The organism is Streptomyces sp. Inha503, from assembly GCF_047215865.1.
GTDB lineage: Bacteria > Actinomycetota > Actinomycetes > Streptomycetales > Streptomycetaceae > Streptomyces > Streptomyces lycopersici.
In genome coordinates, this window is sequence record NZ_CP178360.1 from 5,479,547 (window position 1) to 5,502,004 (window position 22,458).

Consider the following 22,458-nt stretch of genomic DNA (forward strand, 5'->3'; position numbering starts at 1 on the left):
GTTCGGTCAACCCGGGACGGGACCCGAGGAGGAGCCATGGCCACCGCCAAGCTGGAACTTGTCGCGATCGACTGCCCCGACCCCACCGCGCTCGCCCGCTTCTACCAGCAGGTGCTGGGCGGTGAGATCAAGAACGAGGGGAAGCCCTGGGTCGATCTCCACCTGCCCGACGGGGCGCGGCTGGCCTTCCAGGAGGCGCCCGGCTTCGTCGCGCCGAGCTGGCCGTCGGCGAAGGAGTCGCAGCAGCTGCACCTCGATCTGCGGGTAACCGACATGGCAGCGGCGCAGGAGCGGGTGCTGGCGCTGGGTGCCCGGGCGCTGGACCTCGACGACCAAGGCGGGAAGCGGGACTTCCGCGTCTTCGCCGACCCGGCGGGGCACCCCTTCTGCCTGATCCACCCCTGAGCCACCCCTGAAAGCCGTCCGTCCCCGCGGGAGGGCCTCCCGCGGGGACGGAGAGGGGTGTTCAACGGCGGGGGCGGCGGCCCTCCTCCTGCTTCGGCGGGGTCTGGTCGGCGCCCGGGAGGGTCGGCTTGGGCAGGTTCTCGACGTCCTTCTTGGCCTGCTCCAGCTGCTCGGCCGTGTCATCCGGCAGCCTCGGCGGCTTCGGCGCGGCGTGCGAGAAGCCGAAGGCCGAGGTGAGGTCGCCGAAGGCGCGGCGGCGCCACCGGCTGATGTTGGGCTCCTCGACGCCGGTCAGCCGCTCCAGGAAGCGGAGCACCGAGGTGTGGTCGAACGCCTCGCCCGCGGCCCAGCCGCCCACCGTCCACGGCGAGACGATCAGACAGGGCACCCGGAAGCCGCCGCCGATGGGCAGACCGCCCACGAACTCGTCCACGGTCCCGGGCTTGGGGGTGGGCGGCGGGACGTGGTCGAACAGCCCGTCGTTCTCGTCGTAGTTGAGGATGAAGACGGTCTTGCGCCACACCTCGGGGTTGGACGCGATCGCCTCGATCTTGGAGGCGACGTAGTCGGCACCGGCGGCGGGCAGATAGTCCGGGTGCTCGGACTGGGTGCTGGTGGGGATGATCCAGGAGACGGTCGGCAGCCGGTCGTTGCGGGCGTCCTCCTCGAAGGTCCCGGCGGGGCTGACGGTCATGCCGCGGTCGTACAGCGGATCGCCGGGCGCCGCGTCCTGGAACTGCTGGAACTGCTCCAGGAGGTTGCAGCCGTAGTCGTCCTCCTCCTGGTACACCTTCCAGCTGATCCCGGCGTTCTGGAGCCGCTCGGCGTACGTCGTCCAGCGGTACGGCTCGGGCGCCTTGTTCTCCAGGACCGGGCCGCCCCTGACGCCGGCCGGGTCGATGGTGCCCGTCATCCAGTACAGCCGGTTGGGCCAGGTGGGGCCGAAGACCGAGCAGAAGTAGTTGTCGCAGATGGTGAACGCCTCGGCGAGCGCGAACTGGAACGGGATGTCCGCACGGGTGTGGTAGCCCATGACGTACGGGCCGTTCTTGCCGTCGGCCTTACGGTGCGCGGGCAGCCACTTGTCCATGGCGCCGTTGTTCCACGCCTCGTGCTGCACCGACCAGGCGTGGCTGGTGGAGGGGATCGCCTGGGCGCTGGTGGAGTGGGTGTCCAGGTGGAACGGGAGCAGATAGCCGTCCGGGTTCTCCTCGTCCGGCTGGTAGAAGACGGACTTGCCGGTGGAGAGGGTCAGGGCGTCCGGGTCGGCGAAGCCGCGGACCCCCTTGAGGGTGCCGAAGTAGTGGTCGAACGAGCGGTTCTCCTGCATCAGCAGGACGACGTGCTCGACGTCGTGGAGGGAGCCGCCCTTGGCCGGGCCGGCGGCTATCGCCTGCTGCACGCTCGGCGGCAGCAGCGACGCGGCCGCGCCCGCACCGAACGTGCCGGCGGCGGCACCGAGGAGTCTACGGCGGGTGAAGTCGGGCATAACGCCTCTTTCTCGTTCAGCGCGTGAGAGATCGTCAGACCGCTTCGACTGTCTCGCCCGCAAGGCAACGAGGAAGAGGAGCATTACGTGAACGATGCATCAAGGCATCGCAAAGGCACCAAGGGCCGCTAAAGGGGCTGTTGGTGTGTGTCAGGTGGTGTGGGTGTCGTTCGGTTACCCGGCGGCGTCCGGCTCGGTATCCGGCTCGGCGGCGTCCAGTTGGTCGATCGTCGCGATGGACGGGCCGCGCGTGGCTTGCGCCGCGCGTGCCGCGTCCTCCGCGCCGCGCAGCGTACGGACCGCGTTCTGCCAGGTCAGCTTGGACAGATCGGCCGGTGACCAGTGGCGGTCGAGGAGCTCGGCCACCAGGTTCGGATAGCCCGCGACATCGCCCAGGCCCTCCGGGGTGAAGGCGGTGCCGTCGAAGTCGCCGCCGATGCCGATGTGGTCGATGCCCGCCACCTCGCGCATGTGGTCGAGGTGGTCGGCGACGGTCGACACGGTGGCCATGGGGCGCGGGTTGGCCTCCTCGAAGGCGCGCTGCACCTTCATCGCGGCGGGCGTCATCTCCAGCGGATGCAGCCCGTGGGCGCGCATGTTCTCGTCCGCCTCCCGGGTCCAGGCGACCGCCTCGGGCAGTACGAACTTGGGCACGAAGGTGGCCATCGCCACGCCCCCGTTGGCGGGCAGCGACTCCAGAACGTCGTCGGGGATGTTGCGCGGATGGTCGCAGACGGCGCGTGCGGAGGAGTGCGAGAAGACCACGGGCGCCTCGGTCACCCGGAGCGCGTCCCGCATGGTGTCGGCCGAGACATGGGAGAGGTCGACGAGCATGCCCAGGCGGTTCATCTCGCGCACCACCTCCTCGCCGAAGCGGGTGAGGCCGTGCGCCTTCGGCTCGTCGGTCGCCGAGTCGGCCCAGGGGACGTTGTCGTTGTGGGTGAGCGTCATATAGCGCACGCCGAGGTCGTAGAGGGTGCGCAGGGTGGCCAGGGAGCAGTTGATGCTGTGGCCGCCCTCGGCGCCCATGAGGGAGGCGATCCGGCCCTCGGTCCGGGCCGCCTCCATGTCGTCGGCGGTGAAGGCCGGGCGCAGGTCGGCCGCGTACCGGTCGGTGAACCGGCGGACGACGTCGATCTGTTCGAGGGTGGCGCTGACCGCCGTGTCGCCCTGGAAGTCGGAGCGCACGAACACCGACCAGAACTGGGCGCCTACGCCGCCTGCCCGGAGGCGGGGCAGGTCCGTGTGGGTGTAGGCGGTGAGGTCGGTGGCCATGTCGCGCTGGTCGAGGTCGTAGCGGACCTGCTCGCGCAGGGCCCAGGGGAAGTCGTTGTGGCCGTCCACGATGGGGTGGGTGGCCAGCAGGTCGTGGGCTTGCGCGAGGTGATCGGTCATCCTCGTAGTCTCGCGTGGGGTGCGGCGGAAGTCACGTGTTGGGGGCGCGTGTGGGGTGGGGGTGCATGTGGGGTGGGGGCCCTGCGGCGGGCTATGCCCCCACCCCGCCCCTTCCCGCTGCATCCGATATGCGGCTCCGCCGCGTGGCGGGGGCTCCACCCCGGACCCCGCTCCTCAATCGCCGGAGGGGCTGGAGTCACCCCGGAGGGGCTTTAAAGAACTCAGTGGCCGAAGCCGAACGAACCCGCGCCGTCCACCTTCGCGCGCAGGCGCTTGCCCTTCTCCGTGGCCTGGGCGTTGAGTTCGTCCTGGAACTCGCGCATCCGGGACTGGAGTCCGGCGTCGTGCGCGGCCAGGATCCGGGCGGCGAGCAGCCCCGCGTTGCGGGCGCCGCCCACGGAGACCGTGGCCACCGGGACCCCCGCGGGCATCTGGACGATCGACAGCAGGGAGTCCATGCCGTCGAGGTACTTCAGCGGGACGGGCACCCCGATGACCGGCAGCGGGGTGACGGACGCGAGCATGCCCGGGAGGTGGGCGGCGCCGCCCGCGCCGGCGATGATCGCCTTGAGGCCGCGGTCCGCCGCGTTCTCGCCGTAGGCGACCATCTCGCGGGGCATGCGGTGTGCCGAGACGACATCCACCTCGTACGGGACCTCGAACTCGGCGAGGGCCTTGGCCGCTTCCTCCATGACGGGCCAGTCGGAGTCGGAGCCCATGACGATGCCGATCACAGGAGCGCTCATTCGGTGATGGTCCCTCGGAGGTAGTCGGCGGCGTGGCGGCCGCGCTCGCGGACGTCGGCCAGGTCGTCACCGTAGGTGTTGACGTGGCCGACCTTGCGCCCCGGCTTCACGTCCTTGCCGTACATATGGATCTTGAGCGCCGGGTCGCGCGCCATGCAGTGCAGATACGCCGCGTACATATCGGGGTAGTCGCCGCCGAGCACATTGGTCATCACCGTCCACCGCGCGCGCGGGCGCGGGTCGCCCAGCGGGAGGTCGAGCACGGCGCGTACGTGGTTGGCGAACTGGGAGGTGACGGCGCCGTCCTGGGTCCAGTGGCCGGAGTTGTGGGGGCGCATGGCCAGCTCGTTGACCAGCAGCCGGCCGTCGCGGGTCTCGAAGAGCTCGACCGCGAGATGGCCGACCACCCCGAGCTCGGCGGCGATCTTCAGCGCCATCTCCTGCGCCTGGCCCGACAGCTCCTCGGAGAGGTCGGGGGCGGGGGCTATCACGGTGTCGCAGACCCCGTTCACCTGGATCGACTCCACGACGGGGTAGGAGACGGCCTGGCCGTGCGGGGACCGTACGACATTGGCGGCGAGCTCGCGGGTGAAGTCGACCATCTCCTCGGCGAGGACGGGCACGCCCGCGCGGAACGGCTCGGCCGCGTCCGCCGGGCCGCGGACGACCCAGACGCCCTTGCCGTCATAGCCGCCGCGCACGGTCTTGAGGACGACCGGGTATCCGTCGCCCTCCTCCGCGAATCGCGCCACGTCCTCGGGGTCGGCCACGACGCGGTGGCGGGGGCACGGCACACCGACCGTACGCAGCCGCTCGCGCATCACACCCTTGTCCTGGGCGTGCAGCAGCGCCTCGACTCCGGGGCGGATGACCACGCCGTCCGCTTCCAGGGCGCGCAGATGCTCGGCCGGGACATGCTCGTGGTCGAAGGTGACCACATCACAGCCCTGTGCGAAAGCACGAAGGGTGTCCAGGTCGCGGTAGTCGCCGATGACGACATCGCTGACCACCTGGGCCGCCGAGTCCTGGGGGGTGTCACTGAGCAGCTTGAACCTGATACCGAGGGGGATGCCCGCCTCATGGGTCATACGGGCGAGCTGGCCGCCGCCGACCATGCCGACTACCGGGAATGTCACCCTCCCAGGGTAACTTCCCCCTTCGACCGGCCCTGACCTGCGTTGGAGGAACCTCCACATATTCCGCCGGGCCCAGCCTCGCGGCCTGAAGGGCGCGGGGCGCGGCCGCTGGTTAGCATGGGGGGATTGATGACGCCGACGGGACGGGGCTGAACGATCACCATGAGTGAACGGAGCACACTCGGTGGGCTGCGTGCCCGGATGGGGCAACTGGCCCGCGAGATCGCGAAGTTCGGGGTGGTCGGCGGTGCCGGCGTCTTCGTCAATCTCGCGGTGTTCAACCTGGTGCGCGGGGTCACCGAACTCCCCGTGGTGCGGGCCAGCATCGTGGCCACGGTGGTCGCCACCTGCTTCAACTACCTGGGATACCGGTACTTCACCTACCGGGACCGCGACAAGCAGGGCCGCACCAAGGAGCTCAGCCTCTTTCTGCTGTTCAGCGCCATCGGCCTGATCATCGAGAACGGTGTGCTCTACACCGCCACATATGGCTTCGGGTGGGACAGCTCACTCCAGAGCAATGTGTTCAAGTTCCTCGGTATCGGCCTGGGCACCCTCTTCCGCTTCTGGTCCTACCGGACCTGGGTGTTCCGGACGCTGCCCGCGCGGGAGGCCGTCGAGCGCGCGGAGGCCTTCCTGTCCGAGGCGCCGCCCGCCCAGGCCACCCGGAAGCAGCCGGTCCGCAAGTAAGCGCTCGGCGGCTCCACCGCGTGGCAGGGGGCTCCGCCCCAGGCCCCGGGGTCTGGGGCGGAGCTCCAGTTAGGGCGGGGGGTCCTCGGCCTCCCGGCTGAGGAAGAGCGCGAACACCGGCGGATGCTGCTGGAGCAGCTCCAGCCGTCCGCCGTCCGCCTCCGCCAGGTCCCGCGCCACGGCGAGCCCAAGACCCGTGGAGTTGCGTCCGCTGACCGTCCGCTCGAAGACCCGCGCCCCCAGGTCCGGCGACACCCCGGGCCCCTCGTCGGAGACCTCCACCACGGCCTGGTTGCCGGTGACGCGCGTACGCAGCGCGACCGTACCGTCACCGTGCATCAGCGAGTTCTCGATCAGCGTGGCCAGCACCTGCGCGACCGCGCCCGGGGTGCCCACCGCGCGCAGCCCCTTCTTGCCCGAGCGCACGATGGCGCGGCCCTCGCTGCGCGAGGCCGGGCGCCACTCCTCGATCTGCTGCTTGACGACCTCGTCCAGGTCGAAGGCGACCGCGGAGCCGCTGCGCGGATCGCGCGAATTGGTCAGCAGCCGCTGGACGACATCGGTGAGCCGCTCCACCTGGCCCAGTGCGATCGTCGCCTCCTCCTTGACCGTCTCCGGGTCGTCGGTGAGCGTGATCTCCTCCAGCCGCATCGACAGCGCGGTCAGCGGCGTACGGAGCTGATGGGAGGCGTCGGCGGCCAGCCGCCGCTCGGCGGTGAGCATCCGGGCGATGCGCTCGGCGCTCGCGTCCAGGACATCGGCGACCCGGTCCAGCTCCGGCACCCCATAGCGCCGGTGGCGCGGCCTGGGGTCCCCGGAGCCCAGCCGCTCGGCGGTCTCCGCGAGATCGGTGAGCGGGGCGGAGAGCCGGTGCGCCTGGCGTACGGCGAGGGCCACCGCGGCGAGCACGGCGAGCAGCGCCACGGCGAGGATGATCAGCATGGTGCGGCCGATCTCGCGGCTCACCGTGGAGCGGGACGCCTCGACCCGGACCACCTCGCCCTGCTCCCCCGGCTCCTTGGCGGAGATGACGCTGCCCGTGGGGCGCTTGCCGATCTCCACCGTGCGGTGGTCGGGCATCCTGATCACGGCGTAGCGGCCGGGCTCGATCTGCTCGCGCAGCACTCTGGGGGTGACCCCCTCGCCGCCCAGCAGTCTGCTGTCGACGATGCTGACCAGGCGCACGGCGTCGGAGCTCACGCTCTCCTGGGCGCTGTTCTCGATGGTCCGCGTCTCGACGATGACCAGCGACAGGCCGAAGACCGCGATGACGACGAGCACCACGGCCAGGGTGGAGTTGATCAAGCGACGGCGCATTGCCCTACCGTGTCAGCTCTGGTCAGCTTTTCTCGAATCTGAAGCCGACGCCGCGGACGGTGGCGATATAGCGGGGGTTGGCCGCATCGTCACCGAGCTTCTTGCGCAGCCAGGAGATGTGCATGTCGAGGGTCTTGGTGGAGGACCACCAGGTGGTGTCCCACACCTCGCGCATCAGCTGATCGCGGGTGACCACCCGCCCGGCGTCCCGCACCAGGACCCGCAGCAGATCGAACTCCTTGGCGGTCAGCTGAAGCTCCTCGTCGCCCATCCAGGCGCGGTGCGACTCGACGTCGATCCGCACCCCGTGGGTGGCCGGCTGCTGTTGCTGCGTCTCGACGGCGCCGCGCCGCAGCAGCGCCCGGACCCGGGCGAGCAGCTCGGCGAGCCGGAACGGCTTGGTCACGTAGTCGTCGGCACCGGCGTCCAGGCCGACCACCGTGTCCACCTCGTCCGCGCGGGCCGTGAGCACCAGCACCGGAAAGCCATGGCCCTCCGTACGGAGCCGACGACAGACCTCGAGCCCGTCCATCCCGGGCAGGCCGAGGTCGAGGACGATCAGGTCGACGCCTCCTTGCAGACCGGCGTCGAGCGCGGTGGGTCCGTCCTCACGCACCTCGACCTCGTACCCCTCGCGGCGCAGGGCGCGGGCGAGCGGCTCCGAGATGGATGCGTCATCCTCGGCGAGCAGTACTCGGGTCATGGGGGTGATGGTAGTCCGCTGAGGTCGGAGCACGGGGCGCGTACGGCGCGACGGACGGAGCACGGACGGTTGCACACCCCGCCCGTGAGCTATCTCTCACCGTCCCCAAAGGTGTCAAGAACGTGTCGTATGGTGAAACAACGTCTGTAGCACTCCTCCGGGACCTTTGGTGGCGACGACGCACCCAAAGGTCTCTGTCATGTCCGGAGCGGGACGGGGTCGGCACAACCGGCCCGGCCGCGCCCGGCCGCTCAGTCGCTCAGCCATCCCCCCACAGGGCGCTGGCCCCGCCTGGCAGCGCTCCCTGAGCACACAAAAGGAAACCACCATGGCGTCCAGCCTGACGAAGGGCGCCACCGCGCAGGGGACCCCTGCCGGCGGCAAAACCTTCTTCGGCCACCCCCGCGGCCTGGCCACTCTCTTCATGATCGAGATGTGGGAGAGATTCAGCTTCTACGGCATGCGGGCCCTCCTCGTGGTCTATCTGATCTCCGGTGGCCCCGACGCCAAGGACGGCGGGCAGGGCGGCGGACTCGGGATGACCGAGGGCAACGCGGTGGCCATCTACTCGGTGTACCTGGCCATGGTCTATCTGCTGGCCATGCCGGGCGGCTGGTTCGGCGACCGGGTCTGGGGTCCGCGCAAGACGGTGGTGATCGCGTCCGGCGTCGTCATGGCCGGGCATCTGGCGCTCTCCGTCCCCGGCCAGGCGACCTTCTTCGCCGGCCTCGGCCTGGTGGCGCTCGGCTCCGGTCTGATCAAGGCCAATATCTCGACGATGGTGGGCCAGCTCTACGACGGTCCGCAGGACCCGCGCCGGGACGGCGGCTTCACCATCTTCTACATCGGCATCAACCTCGGTGCGTTCGCCGCTCCCCTGGTGATCGGCACCGTCGGCCAGTCGTACAACTGGCACCTGGGCTTCGCGCTCGCCGCCCTCGGCATGGCGCTGGGCCTGGTCCAGTTCCTGATCGGCACCCGCCACCTGAGCGCGGAGAGCAGCGTCGTGCCGACCCCGCTGGCGGACGAGGAGCGCCGCTCCTGGCTGCGCAAGGCGATGATCTGGCTGATCGTGGCCGCGGTCTTCTACACCGGCGTGGTGCTCAGCGGCAGCTGGACCCTCAACTGGGTGCTGATCCCGATCACCATCCTCGGCCTGATCATCCCGACCGGGGTGCTGATCCGGATCAAGCGCGACCGGGAGCTCTCGGCGGTCGAGCAGACCAAGGTGAGCGGCTACATCTGGTTCTTCGTGGCCGCCGCCGTGTTCTGGATGATCTACGACCAGGGCGGTTCGACGATGTCGGCCTTCGCCGACTCCAAGACCGCGGACACGATCTTCGGGCTGCACTTCCCGTCCTCGTGGTTCCAGTCCGTCAACCCGCTGATGATCATGGCGCTGGCGCCGGTCTTCGCCTGGCTGTGGCTGTGGCTGGCGCGGCGTGACCGGGAGCCGAACACCACGCTGAAGTTCGCGATGGCCCTGGTCCTGGTCGGTGCCTCGTTCTTCGTCTTCGTCGTGCCGATGGGGATGGCCGGGGACGGGACCAAGGTCAGCCCGCTGTGGCTGGTGTCGATCTACATGATCCAGACGATGGGTGAGCTGTGCCTGTCGCCGGTGGGCCTGTCGGTGACCACCAAGATGGCACCGGCGAAGTACGCCAGCCAGATGATGGGCGTGTGGTTCCTGGCCGTGACCGCGGGCGACTGCGTTACGGGGCTGCTGTCCATCGCCGGGGTCGACCTGAGCGGGGTCGGGGTGATCGCGCTGGAGGCGACGATGGCGGCGCTCGCGGGCTTCGCGGTCTTCATGTACCGGCGGAAGGTCGTGGCGCTGATGGCCGACGTCCACTGACGTCCGTAGGGACGTCCAATGACGTCCTTACGGGGGTCACGAGGGGCCCGGCGCGGGGAGATCCGCGCCGGGCCCTTCGCCATTCCCTGTGGGCCGGTGTTCAGCGGGTGGTGCCGCGCAGCTTGCGCCACGGGGTGAGGGTGAAGATGGCGCCACCTAGCAGCACGGTGGTACCGGCGATCAGGGCGAGCGCCTTCAGCCCGCCGTGGTCACTGGCACCGGTGTCGGCGAGCCCGCCACTGGTGGCCGAACCGCCGCTGCTGCCCGAACCGCCACCGCCGGAGGTGCCGCCCCCGGAGCCGCTGCCGCCGCCGGTCGAGTCACCGCCGGTGGTGCCGCCGGGCTGGCCGGTGGTGTCCAGTTCCAGCGAGGCGCCCGGGTCCTTGGACGGGGTGCAGGTGGTGGTCGTACCGAGCGCCTTGACCGTCAGCACGCCGGGGGTGAGCGTCGACTTGCCGCTCGCACCCGGCTTGTAGGTGCCGGTGAGGTCGGGGATCTCGATCGGATCGCCGGACTTGATGGGCTCCTTGTTGGTCGGCCCCGCCACGGCCACGGTGCCCTTGTCCGCACCGCCGACCTTGACGGCCATCGACGGCTTGACCGAATCGGCGGGGATGTCGGCCGGGCTGTCCATCACGGACTTGCCGAACTTCACGGTCAGCTCGAAGTTCCCGCCGCTCTTGGTGGCGTTGATCTGCACCGGGGAGGTCGCGTTCTTGTCGCCGATGGGGGTCTTGCAGGCGTAGGCGACCTGAACCTCCTTACCGGTGTACGAATCACCACCGCCGTCCCCGCCACCGGAGGTGCCGCTGGTCGTCCCGCTGGTCGTCCCGCTGGTCGTCCCACCCGTGGTGCCACTTGTGGTGCCGCTGGTCGTCCCGCTCGTCGTACCACTGGTGGTGCCGCTCGTGGTACCGCTGGTCGTCCCGCTCGTGGTGCCACTCGTCGTGCCGCTCGTGGTGCCGCTCGTCGTGCCGCCCGGACCGCTGCCGCCGTCCGTCACCTTGATGGTCGCGGCGGCCTTGACGTCCTCCTTCGCCGAGCACTTGGTGTCCGTGGGCAGCGGCTTGCTGACGTTGATGTTGTAGCCGCCGGGCGTCAGCGTCACCTCTCCCGCCTTGGTGAGCTTCAGCTTCCCCTTCATGTCGGAGAGCTTCATGTCTCCGCCCTTGGGGATCGCCGGGTTCTCCCGCGGCCCCTCCATGGCCAGTTCGCCGGTCTGGGCGCCGCCCACCGTGACGGTGCCGGTCGGCAGCACGGTGTTGGCCTCCAGGTCGAGGATGGGCGGGTTCTTGGAGGCGGCCTGCACCGTCTTCCACACCACCTCGACCTCGTCCCCGACCTTGGCCGTCTCCGGCGCCGTCACGGCCACGGTCGTGGTGCCCTCCACCGGGGGCAGACCGGAGATGGGGGGCGGTAAGCACTCGGTCTGGTACGAGACCTCGGCGCCCTCCGCGCTGCCCGCGCCGAGCAGCACGCCCGCACCGCCGAGCAGCAGCGCGACGGCCGCCGCACTCACTCTTGGTCGCATCTCACGTGGTTCCTTTCGGGGTCGGTCGGATCTCCTCGGTCGGTGCGGAAATCTGGTGGTGCGGCCGGGCCTCCGGCGCGGTGTCCGGGGTGAACCAGGGCAGCGCCGGCGGTGCGCCGTCCGCCGCGGCCGGTCCGGACGGCGGCGTCGAGGGCGGGAACGGGGGCGGTGGTGGCGCGGTCCGGGCCGTACGGGGCCGTACCTTGTCCACGACGGCCATGCCGATCCGGAACACCGTCGCCGAGACCACCACGCACAGCAGGACCCAGAAGAGCGTGACGCCCCACGGCCGTCCCACCGCCCACGGCTGTTCGACGAGCAGCTTGTGGCCGTAGCGCAGTGAGACCAGATAGTCGCCATGGGCCCCGGCGGACAGTTCGACGTCGAGCTTGACCTGCGCCTTCTTCCCCGGCTGGATGGTCCCCCGCCAGCGCTGCTCCTCCCAGGAGGGGGCGAAGACGCCGTGCGAGCTGCCCACGTCGAAGACCGGGTCGCGGGCCGGGGTCGAGCCGAGATTGCCGACGGTGACCACGAGCTTTCGCCTGGGCGGTGCGCCGAACCAGGTCAGCAGCCCGCTGGAGCCGTCGAGCCGGGCCGAGAGCACGCTCAGCCGCTCGCCTCCGGTCCGCTCCTTCGGCAGTGGCGCGACCGGGTGCCCGGCCACCTTGAACGCCACGTCCGCGGCGGCGGCTTCGCCGGTGACGGTCGCTATATGGATGACACAGGGGCAGGGTTTGGGCGGCTCGGACACCGGCAGCTTCTTGGTGAAGGTGCCGTCCTTGCCGACGGTGACCGCCCGGCCGTCGCCGTTGGCGCACGAGTTGGTGCCGCCGATCATGTTCTGCCCGCAGATGAGCAGGGTGAGCAGGGCACGCGGCCGCCAGCGGGTGCCGGTCACGGTGACCGTACCGCCCGTGCCCGCCTCGGCCTTGGAGACCTTCGCGGCCGGGCCCTCGGCCGCCGCGGCGCCGCCCGTAAGGGGCGCGCCGAGGGTGAGGAGAACCAGGGCGAGCACGGTGAGTACGGCGGAGGGCCGGGTCGGGGTGACTGGGTGTCGGCGTGCGTTCACGTGGTCGCTCCTGCCCCTGTGCGCTGCGGTTGCGGCTGCGGTTCCGGCTGCGGCTGCGATCGCGGTGTGCGGCGTCGGCGTCGTCTGCGCAGCAGCCAGACGCCTCCCCCGGCGCCCGCCAAGGCGGTCGCCACCGGCGCGAGCAGCCACCAGGGGACGGCCGTGTAACCGGCGGTCGCGGTGGCGTGCGCGCCCCCGCCCGCGGTGACGGTGAGCGTGACGTCCACCGAGTCGAGGGCGGGCGGGTCCGGCCAGCTCTCGGTGAGCCTGACCCGTTTGCCCGGCGGCAGTTCGACCGGCAGGGTGCGGGGGCCGCGACGCAGCACCTGGCCGAAGAGCCCGTCGGCGCGTACGGCCAGCCGTGGGGTGAGCACGGTGTTGCCGCGGTTGACCAGGGCGTAGCGGATGGCCGCCCCGCCGCCGTGGTCCTGGACCGTCACGTCCTCGACGGAGAGGGCGGACAGCCTCGCGCCGCTGATCCGCAGCCGCAGCCGGACCGCGATCTCCCGGCCGCCGGAGGAGACCATGACCGCGCCGGGGCGCTCACCGGGCACCGCGTCGGAGGGGACGGTGACGGTGAAGGGGATGTCGGCACGGGTGCGGGGCGGCACCGTCACCCGCCGCTCGGCGAGCGCTATCCGGGCGCCGTCGCCGCCGCGCAGCCGGACGGTGCGGGGGTGCTCGCTCCGGTTGGTGACCGAGAGCTTGTCCTCGAGGACGGCGCCGGGCCCGCCTTCGAGGTAGACGTACGGCCGGTCGCCCGCGCCCGGTGCGCCGCCGCCCCCGGCGGCGGGGGCCGCCGACCAGTCGGGCCCGGCGGAGGCCGCCGGGGAGGCCCACGGCACGGGGCTCACCAGGGACGCGGCGAGCAGGACCGGGGCACAGGCGCGGACGGCTCGGCGCACGGCCGGACCTACGGCCGCCCGCACGGCCCCGCGTACGGCCGGGCGGATGGCTGTCCGCACGGCCGGGCGGATGACGGCATGGACCGCTGTACGGATACGAGACGGCATCGGCGGCTCCTCGGCTGCCGCGCGCGTCAGGGGGTGGGACGCTGACGGCGGGTCAGCCAGAGCGCCCCGGCCACTCCGGCGAGCAGCACCGTGCCGCCGAGGGTGCCGAGCGCGACGGCGGAGTCCGTCGGTCCGGTCTGCGGCAGCTGGCCGTTGCCGGAGCCGCCCGTCCCGCCCGTGCTGCTGCCACCCGTTCCGCCCGTGCTCGTACCGCCCGTACTGCCGGAGCCGCCGGTGGAGCCGGAGTCTCCGCCGCCGCCCGCGGCCTTGACGTCCAGCGTCAGCGAGGGCTTGGGGTTGTTGCCGGGGGTGCAGGTCGTGGTCGTGCCCAGCGCCTTGATGGTGAGGGTGGAGGCGGTGAAGGTGACCTTTCCGCTCTTCTTGGGGGTGTAGGTGCCCGACAGGTCACTGATCTTGATCGGGGTGTTGGCGGGGATGGCCTTGTCGTTGGTGGGGCCCGACACCGATACCGTGCCGCTCTCCGCTCCGCCCAGTTTGATGAGCGCGCTGGGGTGCATGGCGCCCTTGCCGAGCTCGACGGGGCTGGAGGAGACGCCCTTCTGGAAGGACATCGTGAGCTTGTAGGAGCCGCCGCTCGCGACGGACTTGATGTCGATGGGCGATACGGCGCTCTTGTCGCCGATCGGCGTCTTGCACTTGTAGTCGACGTCCACGGTTTCGGCGTGCGCGGCCGGGGCGGTGAGCAGTACCACGGAGCCGGCCAGGGCCGCCGCGAGCGTGAGGGCGCCGCCACGGCCGGCCGGACGGCGTTGGTTGTGGGACACCATGAGATCCCCTCTCGTCAAGCGCCGCAGCCGGATGTAACTGACGGCACATCAGATTGGGCGCTGACGGTACGCCGGGGACCTTGTCAAGGGAAGACAAAGAGCACGCCGGATCGGCGTGGGCGGGGTAAGGGGGTGAGTGAAGGCGGGATCGTGGCGCCGGAGCCGTGCTCTTCAGCCCGGCGCGGCGAGTTCGGCCCAGACCGTCTTGCCGGTCCCCTCCACGTTCCGCACGACCCCCCAGTCCAGGCACAGCCGCTGGACGATGAACATGCCGTGGCCGCCGGGCCGCCCGGCGCGGTGCGGGGTGCGCGGCGCGGGCGTACCGGTGCCGAGGTCCACGACCTCGAGCCGGAGCACTTTGGCGTTGCAGCTGACGCGCAGCTCCTCGGGGCCGTCGGCGTGCAGACAGGCGTTGGTGACCAGCTCGGAGACGACGAGCAGCACATCCTCGGCGGCGGCCCGGTGGTCGGCGGTCACGGCCGGAAGCCACCCCCAGTCGCGCAGCGCCTGGCGGGTGAAGTCGCGGGCGCGCGGCACGGCCCCGCTGGCACCGATCAGATGGAGTCGGCGGACCTGGCGGGTCGGACCGGCGGCCGGAGGGGCGCCGGCGGCCGGAGGGGCGCCGGCGGTCGGAGGGGCCGGTGGGGAGGCCGAAGCGGCGGGGCCGTCCGGGTCCGGGCCGCGGTCGCCCGGCGGGTACGGCCGCGTGGTGCTCATCAGCGCTTCACCTCACCGATTCACCGATTCAGGGACAAGGGATACCTGATCTCTTCAACAGTTTCAGCCTGTCTCCTGCCCGGCCATAGCGTGAGAACACCCACTACTTCCGCACCATCGATGTGACGCGGGCAACGCATCGATGACCCATCGATGACACGCCGGAAACAGGAGTGAGGTATGTCACTCGACAAGAGCGGCATCAAGCGACTCATGCACGGTAAAGACGGCATCCGCGCCCGTGATCTCGAACACCCGGGCAACGATCGGCAACATCCCGGCCAGGTGAACACCGCCGCCCGCGGCCTCGGCCTTGAGTCGCGCGCCGAGGAGGACATTGAGCCCGGTGGAGTCGCAGAACTCCAGCTTCGAGCAGTCCACCACCAGCCGGACACGTCCCCCCTCCACGCATTTCTCAAGCGGCTCGCGCAGCACCTCGGCGGTGTGGTGGTCCAGCTCACCCGCCGGCGTGACGACCGCACTCGCCCCGTGGTGCCGAACCTCGACCTGAAGTCGGCCCTTACTGGCGCTGCCGACCATCCCGCGGTCCATCTGCGCACCTCTTCTGGCGTCTCGTTGCTTTCGATTGCGCGCATCGAACCCTACGCCTTCTACCCGCCGCTCTGGTAGCCGAACATTTCGCATAGTTCGGCAAATATGGACAACGTGGACTTGCCACTTGGTGGCCGATGCAGGTAGGCGTAGAGGGTCACACCCGCTTACGGCCCGGCTTTGGAGGCGCCGCTCACCGGAGCAGCACGTTATGGCACCGGCAGCCATATGCCGAAGAACGATGGAGGAGACTATGTCACCCCGCCTCGACGACACGCGCACCGAACCCTCGGGGAGTGCTCGGACCGCCGTTTCGTCGGCCCCCCTGCCCGAGCAGTTCACCCCCGACGTTGACGCCCCGGCGACCGTTGGCCACCTCTTTGATGAACTGCCGGAATTGTCCGATCTGCCGGAAATACCTCCTTATGACACGGTAGCACCGGTAGACGCGAGGGCTCTGTCGAAGACCCTTTTCGAACGTCTCGAGGTGCTGGAGGAAGGCACCCACGAGTACGCCTATGTGCGTAACACCCTGGTCGAGCTCAACTTGGCGCTGGTCAAGTTCGCCGCCTCCCGGTTCCGCTCCCGCAGCGAGCCGATGGAGGACATCGTCCAGGTCGGCACCATCGGCCTGATCAAGGCCATCGACCGCTTCGAGCCCGGCCGGGGCGTGGAGTTCCCGACCTTCGCGATGCCGACGATCGTCGGTGAGATCAAGCGCTTCTTCCGCGACACCAGCTGGTCGGTGCGCGTGCCGCGGCGCCTCCAGGAGCTCCGCCTCGACCTGGCCAAGGCCGGCGACGAGCTGGCCCAGAGGCTCGACCGCGCCCCCACCGTCGGCGAGCTGGCCCAGCGGCTGGACATCAGCCCGGCCGAGGTCGTCGAGGGCATGGCCGCGAGCAACGCGTACACCGCGAGCTCGCTGGACGCCCAGCCGGAGGAGGACGACTCCGAGGGCGCGCTGGCGGACCGGATCGGATACGAGGACCACGGGCTCGAAGGCATCGAGTACGTCGAGTCCTTGAAGCCGCTGATCGCCGAGTTGCCCGCCCGCGACCGGAAGATCCTCTCCCTGCGCTTCGTGGCCAATATGACGCAGTCTGAGATCGGTGAGGAGCTGGGCATCTCCCAGATGCATGTCTCGCGGCTGCTGTCGCGCACCCTCCGTCGGCTCCGCAAGGGTCTGATGATCGAGGAGTGACGCCTCCGCAGACGGATAAGGGCCCGCCCCCGGATCACCCCGGGACGGGCCCTTATCCGTGTCTCCGCCGTGCGCTGCCGTGCCGTCAGATCAGGGTGCCCTCGTGCCACACCGCCGAGACCAGGGGCACGCCGGGGCGGTAGGCGAGGTGCACATGGGACGGGGCGTCCAGCAGCGCCAGATCGGCGCGGGCGCCCGGACTCACCCGGCCCACGTCGGTACGGCGCAGGGCCCGCGCCCCACCGGCCGTCGCGGCCCACACCGCCTCGTCCGGCGTCATCCCCATCTCCCGTACGGCCAGGGCGACGCAGAACGGCATGGAGCTGGTGAAGGACGAGCCCGGGTTGCAGTCCGGGGACAGGGCGACCGTGACGCCCGCGTCGAGCAGCCGGCGCGCGTCCGGATAGGTCGAGCGGGTGGAGAACTCCGCCCCGGGGAGCAGGGTGGCCACCGTCTCGCCCTGGGCCAGCGCGTCGACGTCCTCCTCGGTCAGATGGGTGCAGTGGTCGGCCGAGGCCGCGCCCAGCTCGACCGCGAGCCGCACCCCGGGGCCGTAGGAGAGCTGGTTGGCGTGGACCCGCGGGATCAGCCCGCGCTCCTTGCCCGCGGTCAGGACGGCGCGGGCCTGGTCGCCGTCAAAGGCTCCCTGCTCGCAGAAGACATCGATCCAGCGGGCGTGCGGGGCGCAGGCGTCCAGCATCGGGCCGGTGACCAGGTCCACGTACCCGGCCGGGTCGTCGGCGAACTCGGGGGCGACGATATGCGCCCCGAGGAAGGTCACCTCGTCGGTGTGGGCACCGGCGATGGTCAGGGCGCGGGCCTCGTCGTGCGAGGTCAGCCCGTAACCGGACTTGATCTCGACGGTCGTGGTGCCCTGGCGGCGCGCCTCGGCCACATAGCGGCCGACGTTGGCGTGCAGCACGTTGTTCGAGGCCGCGCGGGTGGCGGCCACGGTGGTGCGGATACCGCCCGCGCTGTAGGGGCGGCCGGACATCCGGGCGTTGAACTCCTCGGTCCGGTCGCCCGCGAAGACCAGATGGGAGTGGGAGTCCACAAAGCCCGGAATGGCGGCCCGGCCACCGGCGTCGACCCGGTTGTCGGTGGCGGGTGCTTTGCTGGACTCACCGACCCAGGCGATGCGGTCGCCGTCGATGACGACGGCCGCGTCCCGGATCAGACCGAGGGGGCCTTCACCGAGGGAGGGGTCATTGGTGACCAGAGTGGCGATGTCGGTGATGGCCGTCGTGGGCGTCGCGGTCGTCATCGTGGGAGTGCTCTCCTTCATCGGCCGTGCCGGCGGCGGTGCCGGCAGCGGCCGGGTCACGGTCCGTGCAGGGCTTCGATGGCCTCGGCCAGCGCTTGCGGCACACGCGGGACGAGCTGATGGGCGCCGTCCCGTACGACATGGCGGCCGCCGACCACGGTGTGCCGGACATCCGCGCTGGTCGCCGCGAATACGGCGGTCTCCGCGCCCAGCCGGGGCGGCGGCCCCGCGGTGCGCACCGAGTCCAGCGCGATCGTGGTGAGGTCGGCGAGCGCCCCCACCTCGATCCGGCCCGCCTCCGCGCCCCAGCCGAGCGCCGCATGACCGTCCGCGGTGGCGGCCCGCAGCAGCTGGGCCGCGGTCCAGTGGCCCCGGGCGCGGGTGCGCAGCCGCTCGTCCAGCTCCATGGCGCGAGCCTCCTCCAGGATGTCGATCACGGCATGGCTGTCGCTGCCCAGCGAGAGCGGTGAGCCCGCGCTCTGGAGCTCAACGGCCGGGCCGATCCCGTCGGCGAGGTCACGCTCGGTGGTCGGACACATACAGACACCGGTGGCGGCGTGGCCGAGCAGCCGGATGTCGCCCGGGGTGAGATGGGTGGCGTGCACGGCGGTGGTCCGCGGGCCCAGCACCCCGTGGTCGGCGAGCAGCCGGGTGGGGGTGAAGCCGTGTGCCTCCACACAGGCGTCGTTCTCCGCCGTCTGCTCGGAGAGGTGGACGTGCAGCGGCGCCGTACGCTCGTCGGCCCAGCCGGACACGGTGGCCAGCTGGTCGACGGGGACGGCCCGCACCGAGTGGATCGCCGCGCCGATGCGGGTGTTGCCGTCGCCCTTCAGCCCGGAGACCCGCTCGGCCCAGGCTTCGGCGGTGCCGTCGGAGAAGCGCAGCTGGTGCTCGTTGGGCTCGGCCCCGAAACCGGAGGAGAGATAGCAGGTGTCGAGCAGGGTGATCCGGATACCGGCCTCGGCCGCTGCCGCGATCAGGGCCTCCCCCATCGCGTTGGGGTTGCCGTAGCGGGCGCCGCCGGGTGCGTGGTGGAGGTAGTGGAACTCCCCGACGCAGGTGATCCCGGCCATGGCCATCTCGGCGTAGACGGCTCGGGCCAGCTCGAAGTAGCTGTCCGGGGTCAGCCGGTCGGCGACGCCGTACATCACCTCGCGCCAGGTCCAGAAGGAGTCCGGCGCGCCGCCCCCGCGCTGCTGGTCCGCCTGGCCGTTCGCCTCGTCTCCGGTCTCGCCTCCCGTTTCGCCGTCCGCCGTGGCGTTCGCCCGGCCGTCCGCCTGGACGACACCGCGCAGGGCCCGGTGGAAGGCGTGGCTGTGGGCGTTGGCCAGGCCGGGGAGCGTCAGACCACGGAGGGTGACCGACCCGGCGGGTGGCCGCGGACTCCCGGGCACCACCGCCGTGATCCGCCCATTGGCCGCGGCCACGATCACCACGTCCGACCGCACGCTTCCGTCCACCCAGGCGTGCTCCGCCCAGTACGTCTGCGCCGTCAGTGACACGCCAGGCCCTCCAGTACCTCCGCGAGCGCGGCCACACCGGCGAGGCAATCGTCCTCGCCCGCCGTCTCCGCGGGTGAATGCGAGACGCCGGTGGGGTTCCTTACAAACAGCATGGCTGTCGGAACCGACGCGGACAAAATGCCGGCGTCGTGCCCGGCCCCGGTGGGGAGGATCGGGACGCCGCCGAGCAGCCCGGAGAGCTGGTCACGCAGGTCGTGGGCGAACTCCACGACCGGGGTGAAGGATTCCCGGGTGACCCGGACGTCCACCCCGTCCCGCTGTCCCCGCTCGACCGCGGCGCGCTCGATCTCGCCGACCACGGCGGCCAGGGTCTCCTCGTCGGCCGCGCGCGAGTCCAGCCAGCCGCGGACCAGGCTCGCGATCGCGTTGACCCCGTTGGGCTCGACGCTGACCTTGCCGAAGGTCGCCAGCGCCCCGGCGAGCTTCGCCTTCTTACGGGCGGCGAGGACGGTGTTGGCGTAGGTGAGCATCGGATCGCGGCGGTCCTCGATCCGGGTCGTCCCGGCGTGGTTGGCCTCGCCGTGGAAGTCGAACCGCCAGCGGCCGTGCGGCCAGATCGCGGAGGCGACGCCCACGGGGTCGTCAGTGTCGGCGAGGGCGCGCCCCTGCTCGATGTGGAGCTCGACGAACGCGCCAATGCGGGCCAGCCGCTCCGGGTCGGGGCCGATGGCGTCCGGGTCGTAACCGGCGCGCTCCATCGCCTGGGGGAGGCTCAGCCCGTCCGCGTCGCGCAGGGCGTACGCCTGGTCCCGGGTGAGCTGCCCCGCCGTGAGCCGGGAGCCGACGCAGGCCAGGCCGAAGCGGGCGCCCTCCTCGTCGCCGAAGTTGACGATGGCGAGCGGTTTGGTGGGGTGGGCGCCCCGTGCTCGTAGTTCGTCGAGGGCGGCGAAGGAGGAGACGACGCCCAGCGGGCCGTCGAAGGCGCCGCCGTCGGGGACGGAGTCCAGGTGGGAGCCGGTGACGATGGCGTCTCCGGCTTCCGGGTCGCCGAGCCAGGCCCATTGGTTGCCGTTGCGGTCCACTTCGTAGGTGAGGCCGCGGTTCTGGGCTTGCTCCTTGAACCACGTTCGGCAGTCGGCGTCCGCGTCTGTCCAGGCGTAGCGGCGGTAGCCGTTTGTTGTTGTGTTGCGGCCGACCGGCGCTAGGTCGCGCCACATCTCGTGGAACGACGCGCTGGTGGTGGGGGGTGCGCCCACGGCCGTCTCAGCCTCCGTTTCGTGCGCGGGTGCGGGTCGGTGGGTGGGTTGTGCCCACCCGTTCCGCCCCGCGGAACGATTGCCCACAACGGTCACTTATCCGTCTCCCTCATGGGGATCCGGACGTCTCGTTCCTGCGCTACTTCGTCCGCTCGGTCGTAGCCCGCGTCCACGTGGCGGATGACGCCCATGCCGGGGTCGTTCGTCAGGACGCGGCGGATCTTCTCGCCCGCGAGCGCCGTGCCGTCGGCGACCGTGACCTGGCCCGCGTGGATCGAGCGGCCCATGCCGACGCCGCCGCCGTGGTGGATGGAGACCCAGGAGGCGCCCGAGGCGACGTTGACCATGGCATTGAGCAGCGGCCAGTCGGCGATCGCGTCCGAGCCGTCCAGCATGGCCTCGGTCTCGCGGTACGGGGAGGCCACCGAGCCGCAGTCGAGGTGGTCGCGGCCGATCGCCAGCGGCGCCGCGAGGGTGCCGTCGGCGACCATCTCGTTGAAGCGCTCGCCCGCCTTGTCGCGCTCGCCGTAGCCGAGCCAGCAGATCCGGGCGGGCAGCCCCTGGAAGTGGACCCGCTCCTCCGCCATCTTGATCCAGCGGGCCAGCGACTCGTTCTCCGGGAAGAGCTCCAGGATCGCCTTGTCCGTGGCCGCGATGTCCTTCGGGTCGCCGGACAGGGCAGCCCAGCGGAACGGGCCCTTGCCCTCGCAGAAGAGCGGCCGGATGTACGCGGGGACGAAGCCGGGGAAGGCGAAGGCGCGCTCGAACCCCGCCAGCTTGGCCTCGCCGCGGATGGAGTTGCCGTAGTCGAAGACCTCGGCGCCCGCGTCCATGAAGCCGACCATGGCCTCCACATGCTTGGCCATCGACTCGCGCGCCCGCTGGGTGAAGTCGGCGGGCTTCTCGGCGGCGTACGAGGCCATCTCGTCGAAGTCCACGCCGACCGGCAGGTACGACAGCGGGTCGTGGGCGCTGGTCTGGTCGGTGACGATGTCGATCGGGGCGTTCATCGCGAGGAGCTGCGGAACCAGCTCGGCCGCGTTCCCCAGCACGCCGATCGACAGGGGGCGCCGGGCGTCCCGGGCCTCGGTCGCGAGCTGGAGCGCGTGGTCCAGGCTGTCGGCGCGGACGTCCAGGTAGCGGTGGTCGATACGGCGCTCGATGGCGCGCGGGTCGCAGTCGATACAGATGGCGACGCCGTCGTTCATCGTGACCGCCAGCGGCTGGGCGCCGCCCATGCCGCCGAGACCGGCGGTGAGGGTGATCGTCCCGGCCAGGGTGCCGCCGAACTTCTTCGCGGCGACCGCGGCGAAGGTCTCATACGTGCCCTGGAGGATGCCCTGGGTGCCGATGTAGATCCAGGAGCCCGCGGTCATCTGGCCGTACATGGTCAGACCCAGCGCCTCCAGGCGGCGGAACTCCTCCCAGTTGGCCCAGTCGCCGACCAGGTTGGAGTTGGCGATCAGCACCCGCGGCGCCCACTCGTGGGTCTGCATGACGCCCACGGGGCGGCCCGACTGGACCAGCATCGTCTCGTCCTGCTTCAGCGTGCGCAGGGTGCGGACCATGGCGTCGAACGAACGCCAGTCGCGGGCCGCCTTACCGGTGCCGCCGTAGACGACGAGCTTGTCGGGGTGCTCGGCGACCTCCGGATCGAGGTTGTTCTGCAACATCCGCAGGGCGGCTTCCTGCTGCCACCCCCGGGCGCTGAGCTCTGCACCACGCGGCGCCCGTACGGGTCGCGGTCCTGTCATGGGCCAAGCCTCCCTGTGCCATCAACTGGTTCGACTGCGTCGACCGCATCGACTGGATCGAGTTATTCACATCTTGATGCCGATGAATATGACTAGTCAATACCGCGGGGCTCC

At 71.0% G+C, this 22,458-nt stretch carries 20 protein-coding genes; 4 read left to right on the forward strand and 16 right to left on the reverse strand.

What is annotated here, in order from left to right:
- Window positions 1-36 precede the first annotated feature (36 nt).
- Window positions 37-405, forward strand: a complete 369-nt coding sequence (locus ACJX2R_RS22465) for a VOC family protein (protein WP_413101586.1) — start codon at window positions 37-39, stop codon at window positions 403-405.
- A 61-nt stretch (window positions 406-466) separates the two neighbouring features.
- Here ACJX2R_RS22465 and ACJX2R_RS22470 read toward each other — a convergent pair whose 3' ends face one another.
- The 4 genes from ACJX2R_RS22470 to ACJX2R_RS22485 form a co-directional block, all read right to left on the reverse strand.
- Window positions 467-1,894 (reverse strand): alkaline phosphatase family protein, encoded by a 1,428-nt coding sequence (locus tag ACJX2R_RS22470; protein ID WP_413101587.1) that lies wholly within the window; start codon window positions 1,892-1,894, stop codon window positions 467-469.
- 174 nt (window positions 1,895-2,068) lie between these two features.
- Window positions 2,069-3,289 carry a dipeptidase gene (locus ACJX2R_RS22475; protein WP_413101588.1) on the reverse strand — a complete coding sequence of 407 codons (1,221 nt, stop codon included), beginning with the start codon at window positions 3,287-3,289 and terminating at the stop codon, window positions 2,069-2,071.
- 221 nt (window positions 3,290-3,510) lie between these two features.
- Window positions 3,511-4,035 (reverse strand): 5-(carboxyamino)imidazole ribonucleotide mutase, encoded by a 525-nt coding sequence (purE, locus tag ACJX2R_RS22480; protein ID WP_413101589.1) that lies wholly within the window; start codon window positions 4,033-4,035, stop codon window positions 3,511-3,513.
- The gene (locus ACJX2R_RS22485; RefSeq protein ID WP_413101590.1) at window positions 4,032-5,171 is read right to left on the reverse strand and encodes a 5-(carboxyamino)imidazole ribonucleotide synthase; all 1,140 of its coding nucleotides are present in this window, start codon (window positions 5,169-5,171) and stop codon (window positions 4,032-4,034) included. Before ACJX2R_RS22485 ends, purE begins: the two co-directional genes overlap by 4 nt.
- A gap of 162 nt (window positions 5,172-5,333) precedes the next feature.
- On the opposite strand from ACJX2R_RS22485, the gene ACJX2R_RS22490 reads away from it, so the two are divergent.
- A complete protein-coding gene (locus tag ACJX2R_RS22490) occupies window positions 5,334-5,861 on the forward strand; it encodes a GtrA family protein (protein WP_262698960.1) in 528 nt (175 codons plus the stop codon).
- Window positions 5,862-5,930: 69 nt separating this feature from the next.
- Here ACJX2R_RS22490 and ACJX2R_RS22495 read toward each other — a convergent pair whose 3' ends face one another.
- Both ACJX2R_RS22495 and ACJX2R_RS22500 read right to left on the reverse strand, forming a co-directional pair.
- Window positions 5,931-7,178, reverse strand: a complete 1,248-nt coding sequence (locus tag ACJX2R_RS22495; protein WP_413101591.1) for an ATP-binding protein — start codon at window positions 7,176-7,178, stop codon at window positions 5,931-5,933.
- A gap of 22 nt (window positions 7,179-7,200) precedes the next feature.
- Entirely contained in the window at window positions 7,201-7,881 is a 681-nt protein-coding gene (locus tag ACJX2R_RS22500) for a response regulator transcription factor (RefSeq protein WP_020870789.1), read from the reverse strand.
- A 328-nt stretch (window positions 7,882-8,209) separates the two neighbouring features.
- Between ACJX2R_RS22500 and ACJX2R_RS22505 the strand changes: the two genes are divergently transcribed.
- Window positions 8,210-9,736: a peptide MFS transporter gene (locus ACJX2R_RS22505; protein ID WP_413101592.1), complete on the forward strand. Its 1,527-nt coding sequence runs from the start codon at window positions 8,210-8,212 to the stop codon at window positions 9,734-9,736.
- 100 nt (window positions 9,737-9,836) lie between these two features.
- On the opposite strand, the gene ACJX2R_RS22510 is transcribed toward ACJX2R_RS22505, so the two are convergent.
- The 6 genes from ACJX2R_RS22510 to ACJX2R_RS22535 form a co-directional block, all read right to left on the reverse strand.
- A complete protein-coding gene (locus tag ACJX2R_RS22510; RefSeq protein WP_413101593.1) occupies window positions 9,837-11,267 on the reverse strand; it encodes a hypothetical protein in 1,431 nt (476 codons plus the stop codon).
- Between the two features lies 1 nt (window position 11,268).
- A complete protein-coding gene (locus ACJX2R_RS22515; RefSeq protein WP_413101594.1) occupies window positions 11,269-12,336 on the reverse strand; it encodes a hypothetical protein in 1,068 nt (355 codons plus the stop codon).
- Window positions 12,333-13,349: a hypothetical protein gene (locus tag ACJX2R_RS22520; RefSeq protein WP_413101595.1), complete on the reverse strand. Its 1,017-nt coding sequence runs from the start codon at window positions 13,347-13,349 to the stop codon at window positions 12,333-12,335. The genes ACJX2R_RS22515 and ACJX2R_RS22520 overlap by 4 nt, the downstream gene beginning before the upstream one ends.
- Before the next feature lie 26 nt (window positions 13,350-13,375).
- Window positions 13,376-14,137 carry an LPXTG cell wall anchor domain-containing protein gene (locus tag ACJX2R_RS22525; RefSeq protein ID WP_413101596.1) on the reverse strand — a complete coding sequence of 254 codons (762 nt, stop codon included), beginning with the start codon at window positions 14,135-14,137 and terminating at the stop codon, window positions 13,376-13,378.
- A 171-nt stretch (window positions 14,138-14,308) separates the two neighbouring features.
- Window positions 14,309-14,854 carry an ATP-binding protein gene (locus ACJX2R_RS22530; RefSeq protein ID WP_413101597.1) on the reverse strand — a complete coding sequence of 182 codons (546 nt, stop codon included), beginning with the start codon at window positions 14,852-14,854 and terminating at the stop codon, window positions 14,309-14,311.
- A gap of 183 nt (window positions 14,855-15,037) precedes the next feature.
- Complete coding sequence (locus tag ACJX2R_RS22535; RefSeq protein ID WP_020870782.1) at window positions 15,038-15,406, reverse strand: STAS domain-containing protein; 369 nt, start codon at window positions 15,404-15,406, stop codon at window positions 15,038-15,040.
- Between the two features lie 253 nt (window positions 15,407-15,659).
- On the opposite strand from ACJX2R_RS22535, the gene ACJX2R_RS22540 reads away from it, so the two are divergent.
- Window positions 15,660-16,607: an RNA polymerase sigma factor SigF gene (locus ACJX2R_RS22540; RefSeq protein ID WP_413101598.1), complete on the forward strand. Its 948-nt coding sequence runs from the start codon at window positions 15,660-15,662 to the stop codon at window positions 16,605-16,607.
- Window positions 16,608-16,692: 85 nt separating this feature from the next.
- Here ACJX2R_RS22540 and hutI read toward each other — a convergent pair whose 3' ends face one another.
- The 4 genes from hutI to hutU form a co-directional block, all read right to left on the reverse strand.
- A complete protein-coding gene (gene hutI / locus ACJX2R_RS22545) occupies window positions 16,693-17,892 on the reverse strand; it encodes an imidazolonepropionase (protein WP_413101599.1) in 1,200 nt (399 codons plus the stop codon).
- A 35-nt stretch (window positions 17,893-17,927) separates the two neighbouring features.
- A complete protein-coding gene (locus tag ACJX2R_RS22550) occupies window positions 17,928-19,373 on the reverse strand; it encodes a formimidoylglutamate deiminase (RefSeq protein ID WP_413101600.1) in 1,446 nt (481 codons plus the stop codon).
- Window positions 19,364-20,551 carry an allantoate amidohydrolase gene (locus tag ACJX2R_RS22555; RefSeq protein WP_413105929.1) on the reverse strand — a complete coding sequence of 396 codons (1,188 nt, stop codon included), beginning with the start codon at window positions 20,549-20,551 and terminating at the stop codon, window positions 19,364-19,366. Before ACJX2R_RS22555 ends, ACJX2R_RS22550 begins: the two co-directional genes overlap by 10 nt.
- 131 nt (window positions 20,552-20,682) lie before the next feature.
- Window positions 20,683-22,344 (reverse strand): urocanate hydratase, encoded by a 1,662-nt coding sequence (gene hutU / locus ACJX2R_RS22560; protein ID WP_413101601.1) that lies wholly within the window; start codon window positions 22,342-22,344, stop codon window positions 20,683-20,685.
- Window positions 22,345-22,458 lie beyond the last annotated feature (114 nt).

Coding starts and splice junctions, on each gene's coding strand:
- ACJX2R_RS22465 (WP_413101586.1), top strand. CDS start 37: ATGGCCACCGCCAAGCTGGAACTTGTCGCGATCGACTGCCCCGACCCC.
- ACJX2R_RS22470 (WP_413101587.1), bottom strand. CDS start 1,894: ATGCCCGACTTCACCCGCCGTAGACTCCTCGGTGCCGCCGCCGGCACG.
- ACJX2R_RS22475 (WP_413101588.1), bottom strand. CDS start 3,289: ATGACCGATCACCTCGCGCAAGCCCACGACCTGCTGGCCACCCACCCC.
- purE (WP_413101589.1), bottom strand. CDS start 4,035: ATGAGCGCTCCTGTGATCGGCATCGTCATGGGCTCCGACTCCGACTGG.
- ACJX2R_RS22490 (WP_262698960.1), top strand. CDS start 5,334: ATGAGTGAACGGAGCACACTCGGTGGGCTGCGTGCCCGGATGGGGCAA.
- ACJX2R_RS22495 (WP_413101591.1), bottom strand. CDS start 7,178: ATGCGCCGTCGCTTGATCAACTCCACCCTGGCCGTGGTGCTCGTCGTC.
- ACJX2R_RS22500 (WP_020870789.1), bottom strand. CDS start 7,881: ATGACCCGAGTACTGCTCGCCGAGGATGACGCATCCATCTCGGAGCCG.
- ACJX2R_RS22505 (WP_413101592.1), top strand. CDS start 8,210: ATGGCGTCCAGCCTGACGAAGGGCGCCACCGCGCAGGGGACCCCTGCC.
- ACJX2R_RS22510 (WP_413101593.1), bottom strand. CDS start 11,267: ATGCGACCAAGAGTGAGTGCGGCGGCCGTCGCGCTGCTGCTCGGCGGT.
- ACJX2R_RS22520 (WP_413101595.1), bottom strand. CDS start 13,349: ATGCCGTCTCGTATCCGTACAGCGGTCCATGCCGTCATCCGCCCGGCC.
- ACJX2R_RS22525 (WP_413101596.1), bottom strand. CDS start 14,137: ATGGTGTCCCACAACCAACGCCGTCCGGCCGGCCGTGGCGGCGCCCTC.
- ACJX2R_RS22530 (WP_413101597.1), bottom strand. CDS start 14,854: ATGAGCACCACGCGGCCGTACCCGCCGGGCGACCGCGGCCCGGACCCG.
- ACJX2R_RS22535 (WP_020870782.1), bottom strand. CDS start 15,406: ATGGACCGCGGGATGGTCGGCAGCGCCAGTAAGGGCCGACTTCAGGTC.
- ACJX2R_RS22540 (WP_413101598.1), top strand. CDS start 15,660: ATGTCACCCCGCCTCGACGACACGCGCACCGAACCCTCGGGGAGTGCT.
- hutI (WP_413101599.1), bottom strand. CDS start 17,892: ATGAAGGAGAGCACTCCCACGATGACGACCGCGACGCCCACGACGGCC.
- ACJX2R_RS22555 (WP_413105929.1), bottom strand. CDS start 20,551: ATGTGGCGCGACCTAGCGCCGGTCGGCCGCAACACAACAACAAACGGC.
- hutU (WP_413101601.1), bottom strand. CDS start 22,344: ATGACAGGACCGCGACCCGTACGGGCGCCGCGTGGTGCAGAGCTCAGC.